The sequence below is a fragment of the Planctomycetota bacterium genome (assembly GCA_016207825.1).
In the GTDB taxonomy this organism is placed as follows: domain Bacteria; phylum Planctomycetota; class MHYJ01; order JACQXL01; family JACQZI01; genus JACQZI01.
This window is the reverse complement of sequence record JACQZI010000010.1, coordinates 79,774-104,439: the sequence shown is the minus strand read 5'-3', so window position 1 is coordinate 104,439 and position 24,666 is coordinate 79,774. Positions and strand designations below refer to the sequence as shown.

Annotated in this window: 22 protein-coding genes and 1 tRNA gene; 15 read left to right on the top strand and 8 right to left on the bottom strand. The window is 46.5% G+C overall.

Going from position 1 to position 24,666, the window contains the following annotated elements:
* The first annotated feature begins 1 nt into the window (after window position 1).
* The 7 genes from nuoH to HY811_05220 all read left to right on the top strand — a co-directional run bounded on the left by nuoH (window position 2) and on the right by HY811_05220 (window position 7,472).
* Entirely contained in the window at window positions 2-1,090 is a 1,089-nt protein-coding gene (gene nuoH, locus HY811_05250; protein MBI4834206.1) for an NADH-quinone oxidoreductase subunit NuoH, read from the top strand.
* Window positions 1,087-1,527, top strand: a complete 441-nt coding sequence (locus tag HY811_05245) for an NADH-quinone oxidoreductase subunit I (GenBank protein MBI4834205.1) — start codon at window positions 1,087-1,089, stop codon at window positions 1,525-1,527. The genes nuoH and HY811_05245 overlap by 4 nt, the downstream gene beginning before the upstream one ends.
* A complete protein-coding gene (locus HY811_05240) occupies window positions 1,517-2,020 on the top strand; it encodes an NADH-quinone oxidoreductase subunit J (GenBank protein ID MBI4834204.1) in 504 nt (167 codons plus the stop codon). The genes HY811_05245 and HY811_05240 overlap by 11 nt, the downstream gene beginning before the upstream one ends.
* Window positions 2,020-2,340 carry an NADH-quinone oxidoreductase subunit NuoK gene (gene nuoK, locus HY811_05235; protein ID MBI4834203.1) on the top strand — a complete coding sequence of 107 codons (321 nt, stop codon included), beginning with the start codon at window positions 2,020-2,022 and terminating at the stop codon, window positions 2,338-2,340. Before HY811_05240 ends, nuoK begins: the two co-directional genes overlap by 1 nt.
* A 7-nt stretch (window positions 2,341-2,347) precedes the next feature.
* Entirely contained in the window at window positions 2,348-4,375 is a 2,028-nt protein-coding gene (nuoL, locus tag HY811_05230) for an NADH-quinone oxidoreductase subunit L (GenBank protein MBI4834202.1), read from the top strand.
* A gap of 21 nt (window positions 4,376-4,396) precedes the next feature.
* Window positions 4,397-5,887 carry an NADH-quinone oxidoreductase subunit M gene (locus HY811_05225; protein ID MBI4834201.1) on the top strand — a complete coding sequence of 497 codons (1,491 nt, stop codon included), beginning with the start codon at window positions 4,397-4,399 and terminating at the stop codon, window positions 5,885-5,887.
* 91 nt (window positions 5,888-5,978) lie between these two features.
* The gene (locus HY811_05220; protein MBI4834200.1) at window positions 5,979-7,472 is read left to right on the top strand and encodes an NADH-quinone oxidoreductase subunit N; all 1,494 of its coding nucleotides are present in this window, start codon (window positions 5,979-5,981) and stop codon (window positions 7,470-7,472) included.
* A 72-nt stretch (window positions 7,473-7,544) separates the two neighbouring features.
* Here HY811_05220 and HY811_05215 read toward each other — a convergent pair whose 3' ends face one another.
* Complete coding sequence (locus HY811_05215; GenBank protein ID MBI4834199.1) at window positions 7,545-8,999, bottom strand: zf-HC2 domain-containing protein; 1,455 nt, start codon at window positions 8,997-8,999, stop codon at window positions 7,545-7,547.
* Between the two features lie 100 nt (window positions 9,000-9,099).
* The gene (locus HY811_05210) at window positions 9,100-9,696 is read right to left on the bottom strand and encodes an RNA polymerase sigma factor (protein ID MBI4834198.1); all 597 of its coding nucleotides are present in this window, start codon (window positions 9,694-9,696) and stop codon (window positions 9,100-9,102) included.
* A gap of 583 nt (window positions 9,697-10,279) precedes the next feature.
* Here HY811_05210 and HY811_05205 point away from each other — a divergent pair.
* The 8 genes from HY811_05205 to HY811_05170 all read left to right on the top strand — a co-directional run bounded on the left by HY811_05205 (window position 10,280) and on the right by HY811_05170 (window position 19,500).
* The gene (locus tag HY811_05205; GenBank protein MBI4834197.1) at window positions 10,280-10,846 is read left to right on the top strand and encodes a hypothetical protein; all 567 of its coding nucleotides are present in this window, start codon (window positions 10,280-10,282) and stop codon (window positions 10,844-10,846) included.
* A gap of 977 nt (window positions 10,847-11,823) precedes the next feature.
* Window positions 11,824-13,941, top strand: coding sequence for a TonB-dependent receptor (locus HY811_05200; protein MBI4834196.1), 2,118 nt, complete (start codon window positions 11,824-11,826; stop codon window positions 13,939-13,941).
* Between the two features lie 13 nt (window positions 13,942-13,954).
* Window positions 13,955-15,163 carry an inositol-3-phosphate synthase gene (locus HY811_05195; protein MBI4834195.1) on the top strand — a complete coding sequence of 403 codons (1,209 nt, stop codon included), beginning with the start codon at window positions 13,955-13,957 and terminating at the stop codon, window positions 15,161-15,163.
* 29 nt (window positions 15,164-15,192) lie between these two features.
* The gene (locus HY811_05190; protein MBI4834194.1) at window positions 15,193-15,966 is read left to right on the top strand and encodes a TatD family hydrolase; all 774 of its coding nucleotides are present in this window, start codon (window positions 15,193-15,195) and stop codon (window positions 15,964-15,966) included.
* Window positions 15,967-16,107: 141 nt separating this feature from the next.
* Entirely contained in the window at window positions 16,108-16,941 is an 834-nt protein-coding gene (locus HY811_05185; GenBank protein MBI4834193.1) for a sugar phosphate isomerase/epimerase, read from the top strand.
* A 58-nt stretch (window positions 16,942-16,999) separates the two neighbouring features.
* On the top strand, window positions 17,000-17,704 hold the full coding sequence (locus tag HY811_05180) for a UbiA family prenyltransferase (protein MBI4834192.1): 705 nt from the start codon (window positions 17,000-17,002) through the stop codon (window positions 17,702-17,704).
* A gap of 41 nt (window positions 17,705-17,745) precedes the next feature.
* Complete coding sequence (locus HY811_05175; protein ID MBI4834191.1) at window positions 17,746-18,117, top strand: GxxExxY protein; 372 nt, start codon at window positions 17,746-17,748, stop codon at window positions 18,115-18,117.
* A 60-nt stretch (window positions 18,118-18,177) separates the two neighbouring features.
* Complete coding sequence (locus HY811_05170; GenBank protein MBI4834190.1) at window positions 18,178-19,500, top strand: alkaline phosphatase family protein; 1,323 nt, start codon at window positions 18,178-18,180, stop codon at window positions 19,498-19,500.
* Window positions 19,501-20,306: 806 nt separating this feature from the next.
* On the opposite strand, the gene HY811_05165 is transcribed toward HY811_05170, so the two are convergent.
* From HY811_05165 to HY811_05140, 6 genes are all read right to left on the bottom strand, one after another.
* Window positions 20,307-20,546, bottom strand: a complete 240-nt coding sequence (locus HY811_05165) for a hypothetical protein (GenBank protein ID MBI4834189.1) — start codon at window positions 20,544-20,546, stop codon at window positions 20,307-20,309.
* Window positions 20,547-20,707: 161 nt separating this feature from the next.
* Window positions 20,708-22,000 (bottom strand): asparagine--tRNA ligase, encoded by a 1,293-nt coding sequence (asnS, locus tag HY811_05160; protein MBI4834188.1) that lies wholly within the window; start codon window positions 21,998-22,000, stop codon window positions 20,708-20,710.
* A gap of 35 nt (window positions 22,001-22,035) precedes the next feature.
* Window positions 22,036-22,431, bottom strand: coding sequence for a GxxExxY protein (locus HY811_05155; GenBank protein ID MBI4834187.1), 396 nt, complete (start codon window positions 22,429-22,431; stop codon window positions 22,036-22,038).
* Window positions 22,428-23,231 carry a tRNA (adenosine(37)-N6)-threonylcarbamoyltransferase complex dimerization subunit type 1 TsaB gene (gene tsaB / locus HY811_05150; protein MBI4834186.1) on the bottom strand — a complete coding sequence of 268 codons (804 nt, stop codon included), beginning with the start codon at window positions 23,229-23,231 and terminating at the stop codon, window positions 22,428-22,430. The genes HY811_05155 and tsaB overlap by 4 nt, the downstream gene beginning before the upstream one ends.
* 79 nt (window positions 23,232-23,310) lie before the next feature.
* The gene (locus HY811_05145; protein ID MBI4834185.1) at window positions 23,311-24,498 is read right to left on the bottom strand and encodes a glycosyltransferase family 4 protein; all 1,188 of its coding nucleotides are present in this window, start codon (window positions 24,496-24,498) and stop codon (window positions 23,311-23,313) included.
* Between the two features lie 80 nt (window positions 24,499-24,578).
* Window positions 24,579-24,653 (bottom strand) — tRNA-Val (locus HY811_05140).
* Between the last annotated feature and the right edge of the window lie 13 nt (window positions 24,654-24,666).

Below are 24,666 nucleotides of genomic sequence, written 5' to 3'. Positions count from 1 at the left end.
TATGCAACAACTGATTGATATAGTTCAAAAATGGGTGGCCGGATACCTCCAATTCCTGGAACCCGTTCCGATTGAGATATGGTACATTCTTTTTATGTTTATCTTTGCCGGAGTCGTTTTAGGCATGGTGATGTTGTTTGCCGGAGTGGCTTCTTACGCGGAAAGGAAAGTTGCCGGTCATATGCAGTCGCGCCATGGGCCGAACCGGGTTGGCCCGCATGGTGTTTTGCAGTTTGTTGCGGATGGGATTAAACTGGTGCTTAAAGAAGACCTGATTCCTGATGCGGCGGATAAAATACTTTTCCGTTTTGCTCCTTATATCGTGTTTCTTGGTTGTTTTGCCGTATTTGCCGCTTTTCCGTTCAGCATGGTATTCGGTCAGTCGCTTGGTATTACCAATCTCAATATAGGCTTATTATATGTATTGGCGATTTCCAGTATCGTTGTGGTGGGAATTATCATGGCCGGCTGGGCTTCGGGAAACAAATGGTCGCTTTTGGGCGGATTACGTTCGGCCGCCCAGATAGTGAGCTACGAAGTTCCCATCGGCGTTTCATTCCTGACTATTGTCATGATTGCCGGGACGCTTGACCTCTTTGAGATTACCCGCCAGCAGGATGGCGGATTTTGGAGGTGGTTTGTTTTTCGTTATCCGCCCTTTACCATGAGTGCCTTTTTTATATATTTCGTGGCATCGCTGGCCGAAACCAACCGAGTTCCTTTTGATATCCCGGAAGCGGAATCTGAAATCGTTGCCGGATACCACACCGAATACAGCGGCATGAGGTTTTCTTTCTTCTATATGTCCGAATACGGCAATATGCTGGCGGTTTCATCACTCGCCACAATCGTTTTCCTGGGCGGATTCCAGAGCGTTTTGCCTTTTCATATTTTACCGGGTAATTGGTTTGTCATAGAAGGGTTATGCTGGTTCTTCGGCAAGGCATTATTTCTGGTCTTTGTCCAGATGTGGCTGCGCTGGACATTGCCGCGCTATCGGGTTGACCAGTTGATGCACCTGGCTTGGAAGGTCCTTTTGCCGTTTGCCTTTGTTAATATAATGGGAATCGGAATCTGGATGCTAATATGATAAAATATTTTAAGCAGATTATAACGGAGTTATGGAGCATCCTCAAAGGGATGAAGATAACGATAAAATACTTTTTCGCCAAACCCACAACCGTGCAGTATCCGGAAGAAAGGATACAGATGACCGAACGGTTTAGAGGGATGGTCAAGGCGGATACGGATAAATGCATCAGCTGCCTTTATTGCGTGAATATCTGCCCGGTAAGTTGTATAGATTTGGAAGGAGAAAAAAGTGATGCTCCTGCCAAGGTTATGAACAAAGAAGGTAAGGCAATGAAGCGGATAAAAACTGTAACCAAGTTTGACGTAAATATCGCCCAGTGCATCCAGTGCGGGTTTTGCGCCGAAGGCTGCCCGACCGCGGCGATTTACTTGAGCAAGGAACATGAAAACTCGGCTTTATCGCGCGAGGAATTAATCAAGCATTATGCTAAGTGAGATAATTCACCACGTTATATTTTATGGGTTAGTGTTGCTGGTTCTAAACTCCGCCTTTATCGTGGCGTTTTCCAGGAATATTACCCATTCGGCGTTTGCGCTGCTCTTGACTTTCTTCGGAGTGGCAGGGCTATATGTGTTTTTAGCGGCTGATTTCCTGGCGGCGCTGCAGCTACTGATATACGTCGGCGGCATTCTGGTTTTAATCCTCTTTGCGGTCATGCTTACGAATAAAATCAGTGATGTAAACCTGTCAAATCCCGCGGCGAAACCGTGGCTGGGCGGATTGATATCGCTGTCTGTACTGGCGGTGTTAATCTGGGTAATCGTAAAGACTCCGTGGGAAACTGTTCCCTTGCAGGATACTCCGACCACGGCTCAGATTGGGATGTCGATAATGGGGCAGTATCTCTTGCCTTTTGAAGCGGTTTCTGTGGTGTTATTAGTCGCGCTTATCGGCGCGGCGTATTTAGCCCGGAGTGAGAAAAAGTAATGACATTATTACAGGCTTATCCCTTGCAGCATTATTTAATTATCGGCGCGATACTGTTTGCGCTTGGTTTGTATATTGTCTTAACGCGCAAGAATGCGGTGGCAATATTAATGGGCATCGAACTCATTCTCAATTCCACCAATATCAATTTCGTCGCCTTTGCGCGTTACACGGCGAATAATATTTCCGGGCAGGTCTTTGCCATATTCGTGATTATCCTGGCTGCGGCCGAAGCGGCCGTGGCTTTTGCCATTATACTTAATATTTATCGGAACTTGAAATCCGTTGACGTGGATAAAGCGGACGATTTGAAACACTGATATAATTATGCAAGATTATTTGTGGCTGATTCCGTTGCTGCCGGCATTTGGTGCGGTGATTAATATGCTGGTCGGCAGGTTTCTCCCCAAAAAGCTGGTCAGCTGGCTTGCCTGCGGAACTATCTTCGGCTCGTTTGTCTTATCAGCCATAACGTTCTTTGGCTTAATGAACCTCCCGACCGCCCAAAGGGTGATTGATAAGTCATTTTATGATTGGATTAGCTTTAGCGGCATTAAGATAAGCTTTGCCTTTCTGATTGACCCGCTTTCAATTATCATGATGCTGGTGGTGAGCGGTGTCGGATTCCTGATTCACGTCTATTCCATCGGTTACATGGCGGATGACAAGCGTTACGCCAGATATTTCGGATTCCTCAACCTCTTTGCCTTTGCCATGCTTATCCTGGTGATGGGCAATAATCTGCTTCTCATGTTTGTCGGTTGGGAAGGCGTGGGGTTATGTTCGTATCTCTTAATCGGATTCTGGTTTGAGAAGAAGGAAAACGCCATTGCCGGCATGAAAGCCTTCATCGTTAACCGCATCGGTGATTTTGGATTCGCTCTTGGGGTGTTGATGTTGTTCTGGTACGGCGGAACGCTTGACTTTGCCGGATTAGCGAAAAACAGCCATGTCTTTGCCCCAATGGCAACCGCTATCGGATTGCTTCTATTCGTCGGTGCCACCGGCAAATCAGCCCAGATACCATTATATGTATGGCTGCCCGATGCCATGGCAGGCCCAACCCCGGTGAGCGCGCTTATCCATGCTGCCACCATGGTTACGGCTGGCGTTTATATGATTGCCCGGATGAATTTCCTGTTCGTATTGACTCCGACTGCTATGATGGTCGTGGCGATTGTCGGTGTCACCACGGCTGTATTTGCCGGGACCATTGGTCTCGTGCAGAATGATATCAAGAAAGTGCTGGCGTATTCTACTATCAGCCAGCTGGGTTATATGTTCCTCGGCGTTGGCGTTGGTGCATTTGCCTCCGGTATTTTCCACCTTATGACCCATGCATTCTTTAAGGCGCTTCTCTTCCTGGGTTCGGGCAGTGTGATTCACGGAACAGGCGGTGAGCAGGATATCAGGAAGATGGGAGGACTTAAGAAATATATGCCTATAACCTTCTGGACATTCCTGATAGCTACTCTGGCTATTGCCGGTATTCCCGGATTATCAGGATTCTTCAGCAAGGATGAAATACTTTGGAAGGCATTTTCCAGCCATAATGGGCATTGGATACTCTGGGTGGCAGGGGTTTTTGGCGCCGGCTTGACCGCGCTTTATATGTTCAGGCTGGTGTTCGTGACGTTCTACGGAGAAAACCGCGACGAGAAACATAACGGACATAACAGCCATGACGGGCATAACGGGATCCACGAATCGCCCAAGGTAATGACCATTCCTTTGATTGTGTTGGCGATTCTTTCAGTCATCGGCGGTTGGATTGGTATTCCTTATGTTTTGGGCGGCGGCAATCATATAGAACATTTCATGGAACCAGCATTCGCTTCGCACCAAGAGATGACAATGCCCGCTGAAAGCCACCAGTCAGAAGCCGGCTTGGAAATTATGCTTATGGTTGTTTCCGTTATCGTGGTATTATTCAGTATCTTTATTGCCTACTATCTTTATATGAAACGCAAGGACCTGCCGGTTAAGATAGCGCAGAGGTTCCCGCTGGCGTATAATTTGCTCCTCAATAAATATTATGTGGATGAGATTTATCAGGCGCTTATCGTGAATAATCTCTTGCGGTTGAACAGGCTGCTTGCTTACAAGATAGATTTGGGAATCATAGATTGGATTGTTAATGCCTTTGGCAAAGGGACGGTCGGCGTTGCCTTTGGTTCAGGCTGGACCGATAAGACCTTTGTCGATGGGGCAGTGAACGCCACCGGCCAGGCGGTTCTGGTCAGCGGTGAAGCAGTTAATCAGACCCAGACCGGAAACCTTAAAACCTATCTCGCTTGGGCAGCCGGCGGCGTGTTCGTTTTGGTTATCCTGTTTTTACTTATTATAATTAGTTGATATAAATAAGGGAGACAATTTATGTTAAGCCTGTTAATATTCCTGCCGCTCATGGCGGTGCCTCTTCTTCTCTTTATGCCCGGCAAATGGCATAAGGCTATCCGCTGGACATCGATAGTCTTTACGGCCGTCCAGTTGGTTTTGACAGTTTATCTTTTAACCATATATAAAAACGATGCAACCGGTTTCCAGCTTACGGAACAATACAAATGGATTCCGGCTTTTAATGTCCAGTATTATCTGGGAGTTGACGGCATCAGCATTCTCATGGTTCTCTTAACCCCGCTTGTCTGTTTCCTGGGGCTGTTTGCCTCTTGGAATATCCAGAAAGGAGTTAAGGGGTATCACATCCTTTACATGATTCTCAATACCGGCATGATGGGGGTTTTCTGCGCGCTGGACTTTTTTCTCTTTTACGTATTCTGGGAATTGACATTACTGCCGATGTATTTCTTAATCGGCGTCTGGGGCGGTCCGCGCCGTGAATATGCTGCCATCAAGTTTTTCCTCTACACTTTATTAGGAAGCGTCCTGATGCTCTTGGTCATGCTGGCGTTATATTTTGCCTCAACGCCGAATACTTTTTCCATCCCGCAATTGATTCAAAATGCCGGAATGTTCAAAGGCGGAATGTGGCTGGTTGGATTTATCGGATTATACATTGCCTTTGCCATAAAAATACCGGCTTTCCCGTTCCATACGTGGCTGCCGGATGCGCATACCGAAGCGCCTACCGCCATCAGCGTTATCCTGGCGGCAATACTCTTGAAGATGGGCGTTTACGGAATCTTGAGGATTTCAATTCCGATGTTGCCGGAAGCGGCTATGTCTTTTGCCATCGTCATGGCAATCATCGGGATGATAAATATTATCTACGGCGCATTGTGCACCATGGCGCAGACTGATTTGAAGCGCATGATTGCCTATTCCAGCATCAGCCATATGGGTTTTTGCCTCTTGGGCATTGCCGCGGCCTGCGGAATGAAAGCCGCTAATGCGCCGACGGAAAGCGCGCAGATGGCATTAAACGGCGCAATACTTCAGATGTTTAACCACGGTTGTATCAGCGCGATGCTCTTCTTGATAGCCGGTGTTATTTATGACCGGGCGCATCACCGCGATATCAACGGCTTCGGCGGCTTGGCCAGCCGGATGCCTTTGTATACCGCGATGACCTCGTTTGCCTTCTTCGCCTCGATGGGATTACCGGGATTGAGCGGATTCATCAGCGAAATACTGGTTTTCCTGGGCGCATTCAAGGTCTATACCGCATTCACCATCGCCTCGGTTACCGGCGTGGTCTTGACCGCCGGATATTTTCTCTGGGCAATGCAGAGGATGTTCTTGGGCCTCTTGAACGAGAAATACGCGGACTTGCCGGAAATAAACTTCCGCGAGATGTTTACCCTGGTGCCTTTGGGCTTGATAGTTATCTACGTCGGCGTCTATGCCACGCCGATAATTAACCTGATAAACGGCTCGGTTGTCGAGCTGGTAAAATTAATTAAATAGGAACACTAAAACACGAAATGGTTACGAAATCACGGAATATTTATTTTTCGTGTCTTCGTGATGAGATCTTTCGTGCTTTCGTGGTAATACTATGAATTTATTAGAAAGCGTCCGTTACTTTACGCCGGAGCTTGTCCTGTCCATTGAAGCGCTGGTCATCCTTATAGTCGTCATCTGCAAGGGCAAGCGGATGGCGGCGCCGCTTGCCCTGATGGGTTTGGTCGTGGCGTTTGTCGTTTTGATGTCCATCCGGCATAATGACGTCGTAAATACATTGTTTTCCGGTGCTATAGCGTTGGGAAAATTCACCATATTCTTTAAGGCGTTTTGCATCGCGGTAACGTTCTTTACGATTTTATTCTCCTTGAAATCTTCCTATAAAATCGCGCCTGAATATTACGTCATTCTTCTGTTTGCCACGGTCGGGATGTGCCTATTAGTCAGCGCTAATGATTTATTAATGGCTTATGTCGCCATTGAGACAGTCAGTATTTCTTCTTACATCCTGACTTCATTTGTCAAAGGCAACAGCAAGTCGAGCGAGGCCGGTTTGAAATACGTCATTTACGGGGCGATTGCCTCCGGCATAATGATTTACGGTATGTCACTGCTTTATGGGGTTGCCGGAAGCACGAACTTTATGGCAATCAGGCAATATCTCAGCGGCGCTTCAACGAGCCCGCTGTTGATAACGATTACGCTTTTGATATTGGTCGGATTCGGTTACAAAATTGCCGCTGTGCCTTTCCATATGTGGTGTCCGGATGTATACGAAGGCGCTCCCACCCCGATTACCGCTTTCTTGTCGGTCGGGCCCAAGGCGGCAGGTTTTGCCATACTTATCAGGTTTTTATCGATTTTATTCGAACCGTCCGGGCCTACTATGTTTAATGTCGCGTTTGTCTGGCAGCCGATGCTGATTGTAATAAGCATTCTCACCATGGTTGTGGGTAATTTAGGGGCGCTTAAACAGACAAACCTTAAACGCCTGCTCGCATATTCCAGCATTGCCCATTGCGGCTATATGCTGATGGGTGTTGTTTTATCCACGCGGGAAGGATGGGAAGCGGTTATCCTCTATTTCGTGGTGTATTTCTTTATGAATTTAGGGGCGTTTTTGGTGGTTATTGCCGTAGAGGAAAAAACAGGCAGTGCGGATATAAAGGAATATCGCGGGCTTGGCTGGAGGATGCCTTTGGTCGGTATCATTATGGCAATATTCTTATTTTCTTTAACCGGATTGCCTCCGCTGGCCGGATTTATCGGCAAACTGTATATTTTCAAGGCCGTTATAGAAAAAGCCTTGCTTGAGACAGGCTGGTATTATCTGGGAATAAACGTCTGGTATTGGCTTGCCGTAATCGGAGCGATGAACAGCGTTATCGCGTTATATTATTATGCCCGTGTGATTAGAGCCATGTTCCTGGAAACACCGTCCGAGGCGGCTGGATTGCCGTCACGCGTTTCTTTATACTATTCAATCCTCCTGGTCATCTTTGTAATTCCGGTTCTGGCCCTGGGCGTATATTGGGTCCCGCTCTGGAATATCGTCAAGGCGTCAATCGGAGATTTGATACAAATATAACCGCTGAGGCGTGGAGAATTAAACAATTTGTCTCTCACTCGGTGACCTCTGTGCCTCTGTGGCGGAAACTATTTACCTTGTAGTGAACTGGTTCTTCAGCCGTTCTCCCCGCGTCGTTGCCTCAAGCGAAAGCGATGCCAAGGCTGTCGTATAAACCCTGCCGCCCACCTCGCCCCATTTATCCGATGGGTCCCAACTGCCTGTTAAAATATCGGCCTGGCATTGCGTTTTGGACAAAGTGGCAAAGAGGTTATTGCGCCACGCATCCATGGACGGATGCCGGACGTATGACATGAAATACGAGCGGTAATAATTCACTTCGTTTGACGCGGTCGTTTCAACTGACAGGTAATTGAATAGCTTCCGGTATTTCTCTTTATCCGGCAAATACTTCTCCCCTCCGTAAGTGTAGCAGAAAGCCGTCATCGCCGAAAGCGTCTCAGCGCCGTATGGGAATTCTGATGTCTTGCTGTAGCCCGGCCGGCCTGTCTCATCCGAGATGCCGGAGAGCCACTCGAATCCCTTTTTGATTGAGGGCGTTAAATCGCCGAAGTCCATGGAATTAGCCAGGAGCAACGCATGGATAGACCAGAAAGAAACAGCCGTATTGGGCAGTTCGTCCTGGCTTGCCAGATATCCCCAGCCGCCGTCTGCTTTTTGAGTCCATGAGATATAGTTTAGCGCTCCATTAACAGGAGCTTTTAATTTATTATCTTTACTCAGGGCGTAGTTTTCCAAGAGACAGACCGTGGCGATGCCGTGGTTATAAGGCGTCCCGGTAAACTTTGGTCCGAAGCTTCCATCCGCTGACTGCCGGTCAATCAGGTATTTTATTCCTTTATCGATATTAGGAACGTATCTCTTTCTTAAGTTGGGCTCGGCTCCGTCCAATGCCATGATTGAAAGCCCAGTCAGGGCGATTTCGTATTGCTTATCGCCTCCCCATTTCTCCGCGGGCCACTTGCCCGTTTCGTCCTGATTGTTAGCCAGCCAGTCCAATGCCTTGGTGATGGTTTCGCTATTGGCAGGCCTGTCTGCCGTAGCACAGGCAGGGGTGTTTTGGATAACGGGTTTTATTTCCCGTGATTGGCTTAAGATAAAAATCCCTGCGCCCAGCAGAAGTAAAATACCGGCCGCGATTACCAAACGTAAAAATGTTGACGATTTGCTTGAGATAGAGGAAAACATAAACACACCCCTGAATCCCCTCTTTTTAGAGGGGACTTGTGGGAAAATCCCCTCTTGAGAGGGGTGTCCCGAAGGGACGGGGTGTGTTAAGTTGTCCCGACGAAGTTGGGGTTTTGTTGAAGGTTGTGACTTAATAGCCGCCAACACCTTTTCCTGAATATTCCCTTTTACAGTATCTTGAGGCACGCACTTTAGCTTTTGGTTGATTTGTCGGTAATCATCTAGCCTTTTAGAGCAATCCGGGCAGCCTTTAAGGTGTTGCTCAAAGCTAATCCCGGGTGCCTCATCCAGCTCATTCTGAAGATAAGCGATTATTTCATCTTGCCATTTGCATTTCATATTTATTCCTCCGAGAGATTAAAAGATTAACACGAATAGGACGAATAAGAGCGAATTACACTAATAAGAATTTATATTCGTGGTATTCGTCCCATTAGTGTCATTCGTGTTCATCCTCTCCTAAAATTTTTCTTAACTCCTCAAACGCCGCAGACATCCTCGACTTCACCGTACCCAGTGGGATTTCCAAGACCTCGGCAATCTCCTGGTAATCAAGCCCCTGGTAAACGTTTAATATTATTGTTTCTCTCAACTTATCCGATAGTTTTCCCAGAGCCATCTCTATATCCAGTTTCTTATCCGAACAATCCTGTTTAGAATCCGATATTGCCTCAGTGTCCTCTGCCCCGCTCCGCTTCGCTTCGGGGACACCCGAATAATAGGGAGTCCCATACCGAAGGTAGGGGGTGTCTCTGTGGCGGAATTTATTCTTCCTGCATTCATCCGCCCAGCTATGCCTTGCCAGCGTATACAAAAACGTGGTAAACTTAGCAGTCGCCTTATATTTCCTCCTGTAATTATAGAGCTTTATAAAGGTCTCCTGGACGCAATCTTCGGCCCTATATATATCAGCGCCCGAACGCCGGAAAAAGTTCAGTAAGGAATTCTGGTGGCGCTCCATAATCTGGCGGAAGGCGTCAAGATTGCCGTCTTTTACCAGCGCCATTAATTGGATGTCGTCAGGCGTATTGCTCATTGACGGACATTAAAACAATCCCGCCGGGGCTAATCAAATAAAAATCACCTCCAAAACCCTCAGCCTTTTCCTTAACCTTAATCTTTTTCCCTTGACATTCCTAGTAATTGTGATATTCTACCTGCAATTAAACCAATCGGTATGGTGTCTTTGGAACTGTGAGTGTATATATTACAAAGGAGATGATACGATAATAGCCAAATAGGTTGGTGGAAACTTTGGATCATTGGTATAATAAAACCGTGGTCTGGAGTAGATAGGTTATAGGTTGCATTTTTGTATGGGGCTTAATTGACCCCGAGAAGGAGATTAACTGGACCTGTAACCGAATAGTCACCATAGGCCCCCGATGAATATCGGGGAGCCTGAATAGGAGGATGGTGTTCACCGACAATAATTCTACTCCGAAGACTACAATAAGAAAGGGAAAAAGTATTGAAGTTTAAAGAACAATTAAATATGCGAAGACTTTAATAAATTTAAGTTATCCGCCCCGCTTTTGGCGGGGAGGATAAGCACTTAAAAAACATGTCTTCGGAGTACGAAGTAAAATATTTGACTATTAACATAGGAGGAGAATAAAATGAATACTAATAATACAAACGAACTAATTAAAACGACTATTAAAGAACGAGAAGTGATTTATTATTTGGTAACAGAGAATGATTTGAATGATATTAAAAGCAAGAGCGTATTAGGTGATATTTTTATGCTATTTTGTTCACTAGGACTGGGGGGATTCGTTTCTGTTTTTATTGCTAAAGAAACAGGTGCTTTAAGTTTATTGATCTGGCTTTTTTTGATTGTTGGAGTGCTATTTTTATTACTTACCATTTATTTCTTCCTCCAAAGAGATACAACTATAAAAAAGATTGCAACTTCTGGCGAAGTAAAATCTTTTGCTAAAACAAGTTCTATAGAGCCATTTGAGATTATAAGGGCAACTTATGGTACGTCGGATAAAACTCTTGACATAACCGATATTGCTCGTGGGCATATAAAAAACGGGAAATTGGTTATGAAGGTTGATAATAATCTTAAAGGCGACCCTCATATTAATGTGCCTAAAAAAGGAATTATTACCTATAAGGTTAATGGTATAGAAATGACCAAAGCGTATAAAGAGGGTGATACGGTAAATTTACCATAACTTATAATAAAAGTAAAAGTTCGCTGGGGACAGCATGCCGAATTATGGATTAAGTAAAGCGTTCCTGAAACTGTCCCTGGAACTGGGTAAATCCGATTACCTGATTTTTAAGGTGCCGGTCGGGATACTTTTTGGAGCCGTACCCCATACCTCTTCGTGCAGTCCCGGATAGATTTAGGTGCGGGTTCCCAGCCCTTTTAAAGCCGTTCCCTATACCTTTAGGTGCCGTTCCATAGGGATTTTGGAGCCGCTCCCCGGGATTCTTGGAGTCGCTTTCCATACCCTTTGGTGCAGTTTCCCGTAACTCTTGGAGCCGTTCGGGGTAGCTCTTCGAGCCGCTTGGGATAACTCTTGGAGCCGTTTGGGATAGCTTTTAGAGCCGCCTCCCCACCCTACCCCATATATAGAGGAGCACCCTAAACTCAATATAAGCTGGTTTCAGACGAAGGGGCTGTCCTTGCTATTCAATCTTATAATCAATCGGCATCCCGACGAATGTCGGGGCTTTCCTACTTATATATTAGAATCAGGCGTCCCCGTAATGAATTAAAATGGGGGCTATAGCCCCCGCAACGTAGCGGAGGGGGCGGGTATACACCCCCCTAAAGGCTACCAGACTCCATTATAAAAGCTACCCGACCCCATCTTAAAGGCTATAATACATACGGGTAAAGGCTATATTACTCCCCTCTAAAAGCCATAATACATACGGGTAAAAGCTATATTACTCACCCCTAAAAGTTATAATACATATAGGTAAAAGCTACCTGACTCCATTCTAAAAGCTATAATACGTATAGGTAAGAGCTACCAGACCCCATTCTAAAAGCTACCCGACCCCATTATAATAACTACTATGCTCCATGGTGCGAGCCAGTCTACCCCATAAACAAAAACTAAAATTCTATTTATCGGACCGAACCTTTTCCCCGTTCCCTGCGCTTATATAGGTAATGTTAAATAAAGGAAAATTTATTATGAAGCATGTATTTCTTGGTGCCCTTTGCGCCTTTGTGGTGATAACTCCTTGTATTCCGGTTGCCTTAGCTGATGATTCAGAAACTATAGGGGTCAAACGCGAGGAAGCCGATGAGATAATCGTGACCGCCTCGCGCCATGAGGAGAAGGTTTTGGAGTCGCCTTATATCGCTGAGGTTATTAGCGCAGAGGAAATCCAGAACCAACAGATGAGCCGGACGACCCCCGAAATATTTTCATCCGACCCCTCAATCACCGTCCAGAAGACCTCGCAGGGGCAGGGCGCCCCGTTCCTGCGCGGGTTTACCGGCTTCCGCACCCTTTTTATGATAGACGGTGTCCGTTTGAATAACTCCGCCTTCCGCGATGGGCCGAATGAATATTGGAATACGGTTGATTCTTTTACCATCGGACAACTGGAAATAGTCAAAGGCCCTTCTTCCGTCCTTTACGGGAGCGATTCAATCGGCGGCGCGGTCAATGCCCTGACTCCCGTCCCAGAGAAAGATGGATGGCATGGCCGGATGGTTCAGCGTTATTCAAGTGCGGATAAATCAGCCGTAACAAGATTGGAATCGTCATACACAGTCAATAAATCGTTGTCGTTTATTGCCGGAGCTTCAGGCAAGGATTTTGGCGACCTCGCCGGAGGCAGGTATGTCGGTTTACAACCCGAAACAGGCTATCGGGAAAATGATTATGATATCAGGCTGGATTATAAATTATCTTCAGTCGATAAGCTGGTCCTGGTTTACCAAAAGGTTACCCAGCCGGATGCCTGGCGCACGCATTCGACCGTTTACGGCATATCATGGCGTGGGACAGCCATCGGAACGGATAAGGAGCGTTCATTGGACCATGCCAGAGAGCTTTTTTACGTCCAATATCATAAGGATGAAGCCGGCTGGATGGGAGACAAGGCGAAATTCAGCTTTTCTTACCAGGCGCAGGATGAGGAGCAGTTCCGCCTGCGTTCCAATGATAAAATAGAGACGCAGGGCTTTACCATCGGCACAGCCGGGTTCTTTGCGCAGGCTGAATGTAAGTCTTCTTTGGGTTACCTCAGTTACGGCGTGGAGTTTTACCGCGACAACGCCAATTCCTTTGCCCGAAATTACAAATCCGACGGTACATTGGAATCGATTGGAATCCAGGGCTCAATCGCGGATAACGCCACGTATGATATGGGCGGCGTTTATATCCAGGATGAATACGCGCTGACGCAAAAGATGACAGTGACCGCCGGCACGCGTTATACCAAGGTTGATGTCTCTGCGGATAAGGGTTACGACCCGAATACAAAGAAGCAGATTTCCCTGGAAGATAACTGGAGCAGTTTGGTGGGTAATTTGCGCCTGGCATACTTAGCGAATGAGAATTGGAATATATTCGGCGGTGTTTCCCAGGGGTTCAGGGCGCCGAACCTTTCCGACCTGTCACGGCTGGATATCGCGCTTTCCAATGAGATAGAAATGCCTTCTCCCGGATTGAAGCCGGAATATTTTACCACCATAGAAACCGGAGCCAAGGCAAGATACGAAACATTCAGCGTACAAGGCGCGGTTTTCCATACCAATATCAAGGATATGATTGTCCGTTATCCGACCGGTAATGTCGTCAGCGGCAAGAACGAGGTGCAAAAAGCGAATATCGGGGACGGCTTTATTTACGGCGGCGAATTAAGCGGGAAATACGAGATAGATAACCAGTGGAGTATTTTTGCCGGCGCCGGTTGCCAGAGAGGCGCGGTGGATACTTATCCGACCTCGGCCTTGGTTAAAGAAGAAAAACCCATGTCCAAAATACCGCCTCCGGCATTTACCTTTGGCGGCCGATGGGAAAATGTTGATAGTAAAACATGGCTTGAAGGCATGGTTAAGATAGCCGACCGGCAGGATAGATTATCTCCTTTGGATAAACTGGATACGCAAAGAATACCACCGGACGGCACGCCCGGCTACACGATTTATAATCTTAAAGGAGGAACCAGGCTAAATAAATACTTTAATATCTCGGCGGGGGTGGAAAATATTACCGGCCGTGATTACCGCATTCATGGTTCCGGCAACAACGAATCAGGAACGAATTTTATTGTCACAATCGAAGGTTTATTCTAATAATGGATAGAAAATGGGAAATAAATCTCTTGGTGTTTGGATAATCGGCGCGTCCGGCTCGGTCGCTTCCGCCGCGGTTGCCGGAGCCGAGATATTTGCCCGGCAGCTTGCCGAGCCAATCGGATTGATTACTGAACTCCCCGATTTTAAGAATGTTGGTTTCACCCCATTTGACCGGATAATCTTTGGCGGGCATGAGGTGCGCAAAGGCAATGCACGGGAAAGCTTTGAACGTCTCGCTGAAGAGGCGCATATTGGCCGCCGGGTCGTGGAAAGTATCGGCGCGTATTTTGAGACCCTCCAAAAGAACACGCGCCTGGGAATAACCGTCGGGTGCGGGAAAGGCGTTTCCGAGGCAGTCGGCGAAACCAGCAAGCTGGATGCGTTGTCTCTTGCGGAAATAGTCGGGCAATTAAGCCGGGATATTACCGAGTTCAAGGAATCAAATAATCTGGAGCGGGTAATTGTCCTAAACCTGGCATCCACCGAACCGCCTGCCATGACGGGTATCCATACCGAAAGCATCGATGGATTTGAGGAAATGCTTAAGACTAACCATAAGGAAATAGCGCGGGCAAGCTCGCTTTACGCGTATGTCGCTTTCAAATGCAATTGCCCTTATATTAATTTTACTCCTTCTGTCGGGTCGGATATCCCGGCGCTTTTCCAGCTTGCCAAACAACAGGCGATACCGCATGCCGGAAGAGACGGCAAGACCGGAGAAACGCTTATCAAGGCCGTCTTGGCAGGCATGTTCAAATACCGGGCGCTGAAAATACTTTCCTGGCAGGGTTATAATATCCTGGGAAATATGGATGGCAAGGTGCTGGCTGACCCGGAAAGCCTGAAGTCCAAGCTCAGCGCCAAGGACACGGTGCTTCCGCAGGCGCTTGGATATAAGCCGCATACACATACCGGCATTGATTATGTCCCGTCCCTGGGCGAATGGAAAGTTGCCTGGGATTTCATACATTTCGAAGGATTCCTGGGGACCAAGATGTCAATGCAGTTTATCTGGCAGGGTTGCGACTCGATGCTGGCGGCTCCGCTGGTCATTGACTTAATCCGGTTGGTTGACCTGGCGCATCGCCGGAAGGAATCCGGCATTTTAAGCCATCTGGGGCTCTTTTTCAAACAGCCGCTGGGGACGGACGTTTCCGATTTACACCAGCAGTGGCATTTGTTGGAGGAATATTTAAGTAAAACTAAGAAAGAGAGATAAAGATGAAAATTATCGAGCCGCATATTCACATGTATGCCCGGACTACCGATGATTACGAAGCGATGAAGAAATCCGGTTATGTCGCGGTGATTGAACCGGCTTTCTGGTCGGGGACAGACCGGACATCGGCTGGCAGTTATTACGATTATTTCCAGCATTTGCTTAACTTTGAGAACGGCCGGGCGCGCAAATACGGCTTATACCATTACAGCCTGCTCGGAGTCAATGCCAAAGAAGCCCGCCATACCGAGATTGCATTTGAGGTGGTCAATAACCTGGGGAAATATCTGGAACACCCTAATTGCATCGGTGTCGGGGAAATCGGGCTGGATTTGATTACCCCGGATGAGGAAGAAGTATTTAAACGCCAGGTGGAGCTGGCGGAGAAACATAAGTCGCTCGTGATAATCCATTCCCCCCATACCAATAAGCGGGTCGGGGTGGAGAGGATGCTTGCTATCATGAAAAAGGTCGGGGTGGATATGAAGCGCTACGTGATGGACCATAATACCGAGGAAACAATCGGCGTTACTTTGAAAGAACCGGATATCATTGCCGGGATGACCCTTTATCCGACCAAGGTAAGCAACGAGCGCGCCGCTAAGATGATAAAAGAATACGGGGCAGGCCGCATCCTGATAAACAGCTCGGCTGATTGGGGGAAATCTTACCCCTTGAATGTGGCGGAAGCGGCAAGGCAATTCCCGGGTTTCGGGCTAAGCGAAGAGGAGATAGAAAAGGTGGTTTTCCGGAATGCCTTTGGCTTTTTCTCCCAATCGCCTAAATTCCGGCTGGAGGATTAAACCATAGTTTTGTTATAATGTCATTACGAGGAACATAGTGACGAAGTAATCCCATTTTAAAAGGGATTGCTTCATCCCGATAAATCGGGATTCGCAATGACAATGTGGCGTAATCTGATTAAGAAAGATTTGGGTATGTAAATGAAATTCGCTTACAGCACGAATGCTTTTAAGAAATACAGCCTGGAAGAAACCATACGCCTTATCAGGGAAATAGGCTTTGCCGGGGTGGAAATCATGGCAGACCGTCCCCACCTTTACCCCCCAGATTATCAAGATGCTCGAAAGCTCAGTGCTTTAAAATCGCTCTTAAAGAAAGAAAATCTGGCGGTTTCCAATCTGAATACCTTCACCCTGTTTGCCATAGGGGATATGCATCATCCTTCATGGATTGAGAAGGAAGCGAAAGACAGGGACATGCGCATCCAACATACAAAGCAATGCTTGCACCTTGCCAAAGAGCTTGATTGCCCGAATATTTCCATCCAGCCCGGGGGCCGTTTGGAGCATTTTACCCGCAAGGACGCAATGGAGATATTTATCAGAGGATTGGAAGAAGTTATCCCTCTTGCCAAAGAATTGGGTGTGAAAATACTGGTTGAGCCGGAACCGGATTTACTGATGGAGAACTCAGTCCAATTCGGGGAGTTTATCAGGAAGGTTGATACATCAATTATCGGATTAAACTGCGATATCGGCCATTTCTGGTGCGCCGGTGAAAACCCCGCGGAGGTCATAAATAAACTCGCGCCTTATATCCATCACGTCCATATAGAAGATATTTCAGGCAGGGTCCATAACCACAAGATATGCGGGCAGGGTGAAATAGATTTTCCCCCGGTATTCACGGCGTTAAAAGATATAGGCTATGATGGATTTATCAGCGTTGAATTGTATCCTTATCAGGATAATCCGGTGGAAGTCGGGAGCCAAAGCTTACAACACCTTAAACAGTTTGTTTCAGAGAAAGAGTAACACGAATAGCACCCCGAATGTTTTCGGGGTAAGATTCGTGTTCTGTATTTCGTAAAATATGTTTCGTTTTATCATTGGTTTGTTAAGATTAATCCGCCTGCCCAATATTTTCACTGCCATATCAAATGTCTGGGCAGGGATGGTTGTTGCAGGGAGCGTTTTCCCGGCAACCGCCCACATCATATTCGGCTCGGTTGCCTCAGCCGCGCTTTACAGCGGCGGGATGGCGCTTAATGATTACTTCGATTTGAAACGTGATAAAAAAGAGCGTCCCAATCGGGTTTTGCCTTCGGGCGTTATCAAGCCGTCAATAGCTTTGTCCTTTGGAATCCTTTTGCTCATGGCGGGAATTGTTTGCGGGTTTATGATTTCGGCAAGCGCAGGCGTTATTTGTTCCGTTATCGCATTAAGCGCGTTTCTTTATGATTCATTGTTTAAGAGATGGTTTATTACCGCCATCATATTCATGCCGCTATGCCGCGCTTTTAATTGGGAATTGGGATTAAATATCGGGGGGGCATTCCCCAAAGAGTTTATAATATTCCCTGTAATAATATTTATCTACATTGCAATAACCACAGCACTGGCTAGATTAGAGAATGATAAGCCCGCGCTTCGCAAGATAGTGAAAACAGGAATCCTGATTATCCCGCTTATAGACGGATTGCTGGTTTTTATGAACGGATATTACTGGCAGGCAGGTATAATAGCATCGTTGATGATACCGGCTTTGGTATTAGGAATAATTTTCGAGATGACGTAAAGAATAACACGAATAACACGAATTAGACGAATAACACGAATATGGACGATTTTATTTACAAGGATATATCCTATAAAATAATGGAAGCGGTATTTGAGGTTCATAATATTCTTGGTCCCGGTTTTCCGGAGGATAAGTATGAGAAAGCGCTATGCCGGGAATTTCGTGACCGGAAGATTAGTTATGAAACACAGAAACCGGTAAAAGTTATTTATAAGGATGAAGATTTGGGCGATTTTAGGTTAGATTTAATAGTAGAAGATAAGGTTATACTGGAACTTAAAGCCGTTTCAGAATTAAATGAAGTGTTTGAAGCGCAATTATACTCATACTTAAAGGCAACCGGGTTGAAACTCGGAATCCTTATAAATTTCGGGAAGAAGAAGGTCGAATATAAACGTATCGCTAATTGAATTATTATTCGTGGGATTCGTTCTATTCGTCTGATTCGTGTTTAAGAAAGGATGGTCTGGATGAAAAAGCAAATAGTAATCGTCCTGGATATCGTCGGGCTTTCTCCGGCTTTATTAAAGAAGAAATCATTGATACCGAATATAACCAGGCTTAAAGCAAGCGGAACCTATCGTGCCATGATACCGTCTTTCCCGGCGGTAACCTGCTCGGTCCAGGCGACTTTGTTAAGCGGCAAGCCGCCGGCAGACCACGGTATTGTCGGCAACGGGTATTTTGACAGCGGCACCATGAAACCGGAATTCTGGCGACAGGAAAACGCGCTTGTCAATGGCCCCCGCATCTGGGATATCATGCGCGAAAGGAACAAGGCTTCCAAAGTGGCGGTTCTCTTCTGGCAGAACAGTAAATACATCAATGCCGATATCGTGGTCACCCCGTCTCCGATTCATACGGATAAAGGCATGACCGAATGGTGCTATTCCAAACCGGACGGATATTATGAAAAACTTACCGCGAAAATTGGGCCTTTTAGCTTAAGGGATTATTGGGGTCCTATGGCAAACGCAAAGTCCAGCCAATGGATTGCCGAAGCCTCGTTGCGCACATTGAAAGAGGAAGCGCCTGATATGTTATTGGCGTATATCCCTCACCTGGATTACGTTTCCCAGCGCCACGCGCCCGATTCAGCGGCAGTGGAAAAAGAACTCAAAGTGGCGGACGATATCGCCGGCAGGTTTATGGAATTCAGGGAAGCATACGGCAAGGAGAATGCCGTTCTATTTATTATTTCCGAATACGGGCTGGTTCCGGTAAGCGGCGCGGTTTTTCCGAACAGGATATTGCGGAAAGCCGGATTATTAAAGACGCGCGAAATAAGCGGCGCTGAATACATAGATTTTGAAGGGAGCGATGCCTTTGCCGTGGTTGACCACCAGATTGCCCATATTTATTGCAAGCCTGATGCGATAGAAAAGGCGAAGAAAGCCCTTGAATCGGCAGAGGGGGTTGATAAAGTGCTTGACCGGAACGGGCAAAAAGGATTGCAGATTCACAATCCTCGCAGTGGACAGCTTATTGCCTTAAGCAAGAAAGATAAATGGTTTGCCTATTATTACTGGGAGGATGACGCCAGGACTCCGCTTTATGCCAGAACAGTTGATATCCACAATAAACCCGGTTATGACCCGTGCGAATTGTTTGTCGATATGAAGACCATGTCAATTCCGTTAAGCCCGGAATTGATTAAAGGGTCTCATGGGTTACCGACTGAGAATGATAACCAGTTCGCCGTGATGATAGCCTCTGAAAAAGGGTTGGACGACTACGCCCCGAAACCATTTAACGCCACCCAGTTTCTGGGGATGCTATATCGGGTTATTTGAGGTGCGGTAGAATTAGAACACGAATAACACCCCGCTCCCCCCGCTTAGGCGGGGTTCGGGGGCACCCGATTAATGGGGAGTCCCCGCCGGTAGGCAGGGGGCGAATAAAGACGAATTCCGACACAAAGTGTCGGTGTCATTCCGTGCTTGACACGGAATCCAGTATTTAAGTCTGGATTCCCGCGTTTGCTGGAATGATGGTAAAAAGGACATTTTATCTTCATCTTAAATATAAGGCGAAACAGCAGTGGAGTCCCGACCCATCGGGGCACTTCCAGCCGGTTTTAGGGGAGACTGAATTTGAATATTACCTATTATAAATCATAAGGTTATAGCCAAACAGGGGGGGGACTACCCCTATCCCGGTGGGGGTAAACCATATAATCTGTGTATCTATGCGGTATAATCTATATAGTTATGCGGTAATCCCTGTATGGTTATATGGCAATCTTAGTATATCCAAACGGCATGGATGGCGGCGTAAAACGGTATAGATGGTAGGGGTAAATGATATAGATAGTATAGGAAAACGGCAAGGAGAGTATACCTAAACGATAATCTTTGTATAGTTAAACGGCATGGATAGTGTGCCTAAACGGCAACCTCTGTATACCTAAATGATATAGAGAGTGGTGTAAAGCGGTTTTATTTATTTTTAGGCATATTTGGGCCATTCACACGGTTGCGTAGACCGTCCACGCGGTTGCCTAAATCATCTGGGGATATCCCTTAAATCATCCGGGAATGCCGCTAAGTTATCTGGGAAGTGAATAATTATTCTTTAAATCAGAGAGAATTAAACATAACTAAAAAAATACCCATATTACACCAATACATATTGCAAGCAATATTAAGATAGAATGTTTAAGATACTTTCTTGGTGACCCATTTTCTTTATAGGAAAGATTTTTCATTGGATCATCATGACCTAAACGCCACATATAATCTGGAAGAGCTTTTTCTTTTTTCATATCGATAAAACAAACAGCTATTCCAATAAAAAAGATAAATCCTGTTACCATTAATTTAATTTCTAACGGTGTCATATTCAATGAGTTAGCGTATAATCAAAAGACCTCATGTCGTTTTAATCCGTGTAATCTGCACCATTCCAGGCGTTATCCCGATTTTATCGGGATATAAATCGGGAGTCCCCGTAGTCTCACGACGTAGCGTCGGGGGACGAAGCGGGATGGTTTCATGATTCCTACGGATAAATCTTATAAAGCATCCTCGGATAAGGGATGCATTCCCTGATATGTTCCCTTCCGCAAATCCACGCTACGGTGCGCTCGACACCCAGCCCGAATCCGCCGTGCGGGACAGAGCCGTATCTCCGTAAATCCAGATACCATTCAAACGACGCCATCGGGAGCTTGCATTCCTTAATCTTGGCGGTGAGTTTGTTGACATCGTCTTCACGCTGTCCGCCGCCGATGATTTCGCCGTAGCCTTCCGGCGCAATCATATCTACGCACAGTGCATAGGTCGGGTCAGCCGGGTCGGGCTTCATATAAAACGCCTTGACCGCCATGGGGAAGCGGTGAATCAGTACCGGCTTATCAAACTTTTGCCCGATAACGCTTTCTTCCGGCGCGCCCAGGTCATCGCCTTTCTTAAAGGGATGTTTCCATTCATCAAATGATTTCATGAGCTCGCTGTAAGCAACGCGCGGGAACGGTTTCCTGACCTTTTCCAATGGTTTGGTATCGCGTTCCAGAACCTTCAGGTTTTCCTGATGTTTTTCAAGGACGCGCTGGACGATATATTCCACGAAATTCTCCGCCAAATCCATGATGTCGTTAAGCTCGGCATAAGCGACTTCCGGTTCGACCATCCAGAATTCCATCAGGTGCTTCCTGGTCTTGGATTTCTCCGCGCGGAAAGTGGGACCGAAGCAATAGACCTTGCCCAGCGCCATGGCGTTGGCTTCGTTATAAAGCTGTCCGCTCTGGGTAAGATATGCCTTGTCATCAAAGTAAGTCACTTCAAAAAGGGTGGTCGTGCCTTCGCAGGCGGCCGGGGTAAGTATCGGCGTATCAACAAGGGTAAATCCGTTATTATCAAAGAAGTCGCGGATGGCGCGTATGATTTCCGCCCGGATTTTCAGGACGGCGACCTGTTTCTTGGAGCGCAGCCACAAGTGGCGCTGTTCCATGAGGAATCCGACGCCGTGTTCCTGCAGGGCAATCGGGTATGGCTCTGCCTGCTGGAAAATCTGGACTGCCTTTACGGTCAGTTCGTAGCCGCCGGGGGCGCGTTTGTCTTCCCGCACCGAGCCGGTAACGGCCAGTGAGCTTTCCTGCGGAAGCTTGTCGCAGGCCTTAAAGGTCTCTTCTCCCACGTCCTTGGGTGAGAAGACGCACTGGACGATTCCGGTGCCGTCGCGCACCTGCATGAACTGAATCTTCCCGCTGGAGCGGTTGTTATAGAGCCAGCCTTTGATAGTAACTTCTTTGCCGACGTGTTTGGATAGTTCGGATACATAAGCGTTAGTCATATTTATTCCTTTCTTTTACCACAGAGAACACAGAGCTAAACTATAATTCTTTTAATTCCGTCTTTAAGGCGATTAACATTAAAGTTTATTAATAAGCCGACTCTTTTACCGGTCGTTTTAAGATAGGTTATAAGTTGCGCATCATTAATAGGGTGTAATTCTTCCACGGATTTTAATTCTACGATAATTTCGTTTTCAACTAATAAATCAATCCTATGGTTTCCTATATTAGAGTTTTTATACGTTAATGCTATTTCTTTTTGCTGTTCGTATTTAATATTTCGCAGGGCGAATTCCCTGATTAGCGCTGCTTCATAAATTCCTTCTAGCAATCCTGGACCTAATATTTTATGGGCTTCTATTGCTGCCCCGATAATCTTATCGGTTATATCTTTAAATAAATAGGTTTTCTCTGTGTTCTCTGTGGTCATATCTTTTTCTTCATTTCTGCTTCGGTCAATCTTAAATACAACGGCACCAGTTTTATCGGGTCCGTTTTCTTTCCCCTATTAAACTCTTCCAGCCCGAGTTGGGCAATATATTTCGGCCGCGGATACCAGGTCTTTTCATCGCCGAAAGTAATTCCCTTGCCTTTGAATATATCCTTGTACCCGCCTGAACGGTCGTCAGGTCGGGCAGGTCTGGTTAATCCGTCCCCGAAAATATGTACCTCCGGCGGTAATCGTTTTACTAATTCTTCCGGTCTGATAGCAAGGTAATCGGATATCCTTTTATAAATCCCGTTGGTGTTTTTATATATGGCGCTGTAAACCTGGTTCCAGCGCGCGTCTATCATCGGGCAGATAAACTTATAGTCTTGGCGGATATTTTTCACCATGGCATCCAGAGAAACAACCGTAGTCAAAACAGTTTTTTTATGTCTCAGCTTGTTTAATGTATAAACTAATGTCTTGGCGGTTGCCACGCCGACCCGTAAGCCGGTGTAGGAGCCGGGACCGATATCGACCGCTATCATATCGATATCAGATGTTTTCCATTTGAGTTCTTTGAGTCCTTTCTGTATTGCCGGGACGAGGTATCTCCCGTGCACCATGCCTTTGGTAAATCGGTATTCCGTGGTGCGTCCTGTGGCGGTACCCCGCTCACCCCGCTTATGCGTGGTTCGGGGACGCCCGATTAATCCCGATTTCATCGGGACAGTTGGAATGGGACAGTCCATCAAAGCCACTCCGCCTTTTATCCCGGATGTTTCAATGGCGATAATTTTCATATAAAAATGTTATGGGGCTTAATATAGCTTTTGTTTAAGGCGGAATCAATAAAATAATTATGTTAAACCTGCCTGTCCATCAAGGGGCGACCTGCTGGCTGCCGGCAGGCAGGACTGATTGGTATATTTGTTCAATCTGTTTTACTTGTTTATCGAGCGAGAAGTTTTCAATTGCCCTGGCGCGGGCGGCCTTGCCGTATTGGGTGATAAGAGCACGGTTGTTTATCAGTTGTTTTACGGCATTAATAAGGTTTTCAATCGTATCGTCAATAACTAAACCGTTAAGATTATTTTGGATAAGTTCCGGAAGGATTCCGCGTCGCGATACGATAAGGGGTTTGCCCATCGCCATCATCTCGCGCGCCGCGCGGCAGGAACCATCCGAGCCGGGCACCAGGAATATCCCGGCATCCATCATGGCGATTACATTAACGTAATCATCTTTTCGGTAGCCTGCATGGATGATATTCTTTTTCAATCCCAGCTCTTTTACCGGTTCTGTAAGAAGCTCATGCTGATGGGTTCCTCGTCCGATGACGAGCAGTTTGAGATTCGGGAATTCCTTAACCAGCTTGTAAAAAGCGGCAAGGAGTATTTCGAAACGGCGGTGGCGCTGGATGCGGGCAACCACGCCGAATACGATGTCGTTATCCTGAATCCCAAATTCAGCGCGAAGGTTTTTGGTTACATTCACCGGATTAAACCTTTCCAGGTTAATCGCGCCTTCGACATGCCAGCTTTTCTCCGGAGGAATGTTAAACATTTCCCTGTCCACCAGCAACAGTCCTTTTGAAAGGGTGGTGTAGACGTCGGTTTTATTCCGGATGAGCCAGTTGGTAATCAAAGACGGCATGAGAGGGATGCCTTTATGGTTAGTCCTTATAATTTTCGGTGGTTTTTCTATGTGGCGTATCGCTTTTGCCGCGATAAAGTGGGTTAGGTTGTTATGGGTGTGGATGATATCTATTTTCCGTTCTTGGATAAGCTTTTCTATCTTATTAATATTGGAAATCAGTGAGAAAAGCGCGGTGAGTTTGCCCTGGTGCTTTAAGAATATGGTTTCGATTCCTTTTTCCAGCAGGCGTTCCGGTAAATATTGGCTTCCTTTGTTTTGCTTGGGCGTTTCCAGGCAGGCCTGCCTGTCCGCGGGACGCAGGCAGGCGAATATTATATCATGGCCAAAGGTTTTTAATGACGAGGCGAGATTGAAGACGGGCTCTGAAAGCCCAGTCCATTTCCATTCGGTAAGTATATGTAAAATGCGCATTGATATGTCAAACGAGATTCTCAGTTAGATTATATGAACGGTGTCCCGATACTTTCGGTCGGGACGGCCATTTATTTTAATGGTGAGCGGTGCAGGACTCGAACCTGCGACCTCTTCGGTGTAAGCGAAGCGTTCTACCACTGAACTAACCGCCCTTATAATCACAAA